Origin of the sequence: Bradyrhizobium nivariense, assembly GCF_029846695.2 — a bacterium.
In the GTDB taxonomy this organism is placed as follows: Bacteria; Pseudomonadota; Alphaproteobacteria; order Rhizobiales; family Xanthobacteraceae; genus Bradyrhizobium.
The window spans coordinates 1-3,488 of record NZ_JARWCR020000151.1 but is presented as its reverse complement, the minus strand read 5'-3'; the positions used below and the strand labels follow the sequence as shown (position 1 = coordinate 3,488).

Below are 3,488 nucleotides of genomic sequence, written 5' to 3'. Positions count from 1 at the left end.
CTCCCACCCATTCCCCCATGTTCAGCATCACCAGCCTCTGGATTCCCTTCACCGTCGTCGCTGCGCTCGGCCAGGTCGCGCGCAATGCGATGCAGCGGTCGCTGACGAAGCCGCTGGGGACCTGGGGCGCAACCAATATCCGCTTCCTGTTCGGCTTCCCGTTCTCGCTGCTGTTTCTTGGCGTGGTGCTGGTCGTCTCCGGCGATCATCTGAGCATGCCGCCGACCGTGTTCTGGCCGTGGCTGCTGCTTGGCGCCCTCAGCCAGATCGTCGCGACCGGGCTGATGCTGCTCGCGATGAACGACCGCTCCTTCGTGGTGACGACGGCGTACCTCAAGACCGAGGCGATCCAGACCGCGATCTTCGGCTTCGTCTTCCTCGGCGATCACCTGACATGGCTGAAGGTGCTGGCGATCGTGATCGCGACCGTCGGTGTCGTCATCACCGCGCTGCGGCCCGGTGGTGAGAAGAGCTTTGCCGAATTGAAGCCGACCATCACCGGCCTCGTTGCCGCTGCGGCCTTCGCGCTCTCGGCGGTCGGTTTTCGCGGTGCCATCATCAACGTACCGGGCGTGTCCTTCGTGACGGCAGCATCGTTCACGCTGGCGCTCGGCCTGTTCGTGCAGACGCTGATCCTGACGATCTATCTGCTCTGGCGCGCGCCGAAGGTGCTTCAGGCGATTTTGGGACTGTGGAAGCCGTCGTTGCTTGCGGGCTTCATGGGCGCGTTCGCCTCGCAATTCTGGTTCCTGGCATTTGCGCTGACGGCCGCCGCCAATGTCCGCACGCTCGCTTTGATCGAGGTGCTGTTCGCGCAAGCCGTAGCGTACTACTCGTTCAAGCAGCCGGTCGCGCCGCGCGAGGTCTTTGGCATCGTGCTGATCGTGGTCGGCGTGGCGCTGCTGGTCGGAGCCTGACGCAGCGTCAGTTCCGGTCTTCCGGCAGTGTCGGCAACGGCGACACCTCGATGCCTTCGTCGATCAGCGATTTTGCTTCGTCGGCCGATGCCTCGCCGTAGATCGGGCGATGTTCCTTGTCGCCGTAATGCATCGCGCGGGCTTCGTTCGCAAAACGCTCGCCGACATTGTCGGCGTTCTTCACGATGTGGTCGCGCAGCTCCTTCAGCTTGGCGCGCAGCTCGCGCTCCTGCGCCATCATCAGCGAGGTCGGTCCGGACGGTGTAGCCTCCGGCGTGGTCGCAGCCACAGGTTCTGGCGGCGGCGTCGCGCGTCCGCGCCCCTTCTTGCCGACGATGCGCGGGGCCATGATCGCCTTGTCGACCTTGGCCGAGCCGCAGATCGGGCACGTCACGAGCTTGCGCTTCACCTGCGAATCGTAAGCGGACGAACTCTGGAACCAACTCTCGAAGCTGTGGTTTCGGTCGCAGTGGAGCGCGTAGCGGATCATGCCGATCCCCGCACGAGATGCAGATGGTCCGGCCCGGCCTTGGGATCGGCGACGCCGAAGCGGCGGCCATGCTGGAGCGAGGGGATGGCGCGGCGCGCGGTCTCGACCTTGGCCGGGTCGATCCTGGCCATGATGATGCCGGGCTCGACGTCGCCCTCGGCAAGAATCTCGCCCCAGGGATCGATGATCAGCGAATGGCCATAAGTCTCGCGCTTGTTCTCGTGCAGGCCGGCCTGCGCGGCGGCGAAGATGAAGCAGCCGGTTTCGATCGCGCGTGCGCGCAGCAGCACGTGCCAATGCGCTTCACCGGTCTTGCGGGTGAAGGCCGAGGGCACCGTGATGAAGTATGCGCCGCTTTCGGCCAGCGCGCGGTAGAGCGCAGGGAAGCGCACGTCATAGCAGATCGTCAGCCCGACGCGGCCCCAGGGCAGCTCGGAGATGACAGCCGTCTCGCCCGGCTGGTAATTGGCGGATTCGCGATAGCTCTCGCCGTCCGGCAACTCGATGTCGAACATGTGGATCTTGTCGTAGCTCGCGAGCACATTGCCCTCGGGCCCGATCAGGAAGGAGCGGTTGACCGCTTTCTCGTCTGAAAAGCGCAGCGCCAGCGAGCCGACATGGAGGTGGATCTTCAGCTCCGCCGCGAGCGCCCGGTACGCCCTCAGCGAGTTGTCGTCCTCTTCGCTCCGGAGGTGCTCGAACAGCGCCTTGCGGTTGAGCTGCATCATGTTGCTGACTTCGGGCGTCTGCACGTAGTCGGCGCCATTGGCCGCAGCCTGTCGGATCAGCCTGGTAGCCTGCGCGAGGCTCGGCTCGGGCATCAGCCCGGTGCGCATCTGCACCATTGCGGCGGTGAAGGTCCGATCTTGAGCTTGAATCTCGCTCATGATTCCGCCTTCACGTTGCCGAGCATGCCGTCGAGCTTGCCTCCGCGGTCGAGCGCATAGAGCTCGTCACAGCCGCCGACATGGGTCCCGCCGATCCAGATCTGCGGGAAGGTCGAGCCCTCGCCGGCGCGATCGTACATCTCCTGGCGCCAGGACGGGTCCTTGGCGATATCGAACTCCGTGAAGGTCGCCTTCTTGCGGGTCAGCAGCGACCTGGCGGCGGAACAATAGCCGCAGCCCGGCCTGGTGTAGATCTCGACAGCAGCGATCATGGCGTCCAGCGCTCTCATGTCATGAATTCATTGAATTATATGGGACTTCACCGGCTCTCCACAACCCGGGCGAAGACCAGCACGTCCACCTGGGCCGCCTTGGCGCGGAGCAGGGCCCGCGCGCAGGCATCCAGCGTCGCACCCGACGTCAGGACGTCGTCGATCAGGATAATACGCCGACCCTGGACGTCGGCCTGACGGTCGGAGGATACCTGAAATGCGCCCTGCACATTGGTGGCGCGCTGGGCTCGCGATAGGCCGATCTGCTGTTCGGTGGCGCGTACCCGGCGCAGCACCTCCGCCCTTACTTTCACCCCGCTCTGCCGCTCGATGATCCGCACCAGCGCTCCGGACTGGTTGTAGCGGCGCCGCCAGGCCCTTCGCCAATGCAGGGGAACGGGCACCAGCATATCGGCCCCGGTGAGCAGCTCGCCGCCCGCGCGCGCCATCCAGCGGCCCATGGCGGGCGCCAAATCAGTGCGGTCCTGGTATTTCAGCGCATGCACCAGGGTGCGCGCGACGTCGTCATATCGCACCGCCGCGCGCGCCCGCTGGTAGGCCGGCGGGCTCGCGATCGCCTCCATCGACAGCATGTCGGGGCCGGGGTCATACACAAAGGGAATGCCGAGGCGCGGGCAGTAGGGCCGTTCGATGAACGACAGCCGCGCCCAGCAGGCCGCGCACACGCCCTCGCCGTCGACCGGCTCGCGGCAGGATACGCAAAGCGTCGGCAGCGCGATGTCGAGCGCAAGCCGTGCCGCGCGCGACAGCACGTGGCGGCCGGCCGTCCATGCGGCACGCAGGGGTGCGGCGATGGAGCGGGAGGGGGCGGCGTCGGATGCCATGGCCGAAAGCTAGCGCCGCACGCAGCGGATTGCCAGAACCGTCGAGATCGGCGTAACCAGCGGCATGGCTCAAGACC

At 66.0% G+C, this 3,488-nt stretch carries 5 protein-coding genes; 1 reads left to right on the top strand and 4 read right to left on the bottom strand.

Features of this window, described 5'->3' with window-relative positions; genetic code table 11:
* Positions 1-17 precede the first annotated feature (17 nt).
* Positions 18-917, top strand: coding sequence for an EamA family transporter (locus tag QCM77_RS45410; protein WP_279664759.1), 900 nt, complete (start codon positions 18-20; stop codon positions 915-917).
* Between the two features lie 7 nt (positions 918-924).
* On the opposite strand, the gene QCM77_RS45405 is transcribed toward QCM77_RS45410, so the two are convergent.
* From QCM77_RS45405 to QCM77_RS45390, 4 genes are read right to left on the bottom strand one after another with little or no spacing between them, the layout of a single operon-like run.
* Positions 925-1,407 carry a DUF1178 family protein gene (locus QCM77_RS45405; protein WP_279664760.1) on the bottom strand — a complete coding sequence of 161 codons (483 nt, stop codon included), beginning with the start codon at positions 1,405-1,407 and terminating at the stop codon, positions 925-927.
* The gene (locus tag QCM77_RS45400; RefSeq protein ID WP_279664762.1) at positions 1,404-2,294 is read right to left on the bottom strand and encodes a carbon-nitrogen hydrolase family protein; all 891 of its coding nucleotides are present in this window, start codon (positions 2,292-2,294) and stop codon (positions 1,404-1,406) included. Before QCM77_RS45400 ends, QCM77_RS45405 begins: the two co-directional genes overlap by 4 nt.
* The gene (gene grxC / locus QCM77_RS45395; protein ID WP_279664947.1) at positions 2,291-2,566 is read right to left on the bottom strand and encodes a glutaredoxin 3; all 276 of its coding nucleotides are present in this window, start codon (positions 2,564-2,566) and stop codon (positions 2,291-2,293) included. The genes QCM77_RS45400 and grxC overlap by 4 nt, the downstream gene beginning before the upstream one ends.
* 47 nt (positions 2,567-2,613) lie before the next feature.
* Positions 2,614-3,411, bottom strand: coding sequence for a ComF family protein (locus QCM77_RS45390; protein WP_280097073.1), 798 nt, complete (start codon positions 3,409-3,411; stop codon positions 2,614-2,616).
* Between the last annotated feature and the right edge of the window lie 77 nt (positions 3,412-3,488).